The 1,327-nt window shown below is 70.0% G+C and carries 1 protein-coding gene and 1 pseudogene; both read right to left on the bottom strand.

The window, feature by feature from the left end; genetic code table 11:
- Positions 1 to 850 (bottom strand): succinate--CoA ligase subunit alpha (sucD, locus tag D476_RS0131550; protein ID WP_017627850.1); only part of this gene is annotated, 850 nt, incomplete at its 3' end.
- A gap of 21 nt (positions 851 to 871) precedes the next feature.
- Positions 872 to 1,327, bottom strand: a pseudogene (locus tag D476_RS0131555) (ADP-forming succinate--CoA ligase subunit beta); the annotation flags it as partial.

Below are 1,327 nucleotides of genomic sequence, written 5' to 3' on the forward strand. Positions count from 1 at the left end.
TCTCGCTGGGGGTCTTGCCGACCTTGACGCCGGCCGCCTCCAGAGCCTCCTTCTTGGCCTGGGCCGTGCCCGCGGAACCCGACACGATCGCACCCGCGTGCCCCATCGTCTTGCCCTCCGGAGCGGTGAACCCGGCCACATAGCCCACCACCGGCTTGGACACATTCGCCTTGACGAACTCGGCCGCACGCTCCTCGGCGTCCCCGCCGATCTCACCGATCATCACGATCGCATCGGTGTCCGGGTCGGCCTCGAACGCCGCCAGCGCATCGATGTGCGTGGTCCCGATCACCGGGTCCCCGCCGATGCCCACACACGTGGAGAAACCGATATCGCGCAGCTCGTACATCATCTGGTACGTCAGCGTCCCGGACTTGGACACCAGCCCGATCCGCCCCGGCTTGGTGATGTCGGCCGGGATGATGCCCGCGTTCGACTGCCCCGGCGTGATCAGCCCCGGGCAGTTCGGCCCCACGATCCGCGTCCGGTTGCCCTTGGAGCGGGCATAGGCCCAGAACTCGGCGGTGTCGTGCACCGGGACCCCCTCGGTGATCACCACCGCCAGGCCGATGCCCGCGTCGATGGCCTCGACCACCGCGGCCTTGGTGAACCTCGGCGGAACGAAGATCACCGTCACGTCCGCGCCGGTGGCCTCCATGCCCTCGGCCACCGACCCGAACACCGGCACCTGCGTGCCGTCGAAGTCCGCGGCCTGCCCGGCCTTGCGCGGGTTGACCCCGCCCACGATGCTGGTGCCCGACGCCAGCATGCGCCGGGTGTGCTTGGTGCCCTCAGAGCCGGTCATGCCCTGGACCAGCACCCTGCTGTCCTTGGTCAGGAAGATCGCCATGTCGCCCTCTCGCCCCTACTCCTACTTCGCGGCCAGTTCGGCGGCCTGGGCGGCGGCGCCGTCCATGGTCTCCACCTGGCGCACGGCCGGGTGCGCCCGCTCGTTCAGGATCGCGCGGCCCAGCTCGGCGTTGTTGCCGTCCAGGCGCACCACCAGCGGCTTGGACACGTCGTCGCCGCGGCCCTCCAGCAGCTCCAGGGCCTGCACGATGCCGTTGGCCACCGCGTCGCAGGCGGTGATGCCGCCGAAGACGTTCACGAACACGCTCTTGACGTCGTCATCGCCCAGGATGATCTCCAGGCCGTCGGCCATGACCTCGGCCGAGGCGCCGCCGCCGATGTCCAGGAAGTTGGCGGGCGCGACCCCGCCGTGGGCCTCGCCGGCGTAGGCGACCACGTCCAGGGTGGACATGACCAGGCCCGCGCCGTTGCCGATGATGCCGACCTGACCGTCGAGCTTGACGTAGTTCAGGCCCTT

Source organism: Nocardiopsis chromatogenes YIM 90109, from assembly GCF_000341185.1.
GTDB classification, from domain to species: Bacteria; Actinomycetota; Actinomycetes; order Streptosporangiales; family Streptosporangiaceae; genus Nocardiopsis_A; species Nocardiopsis_A chromatogenes.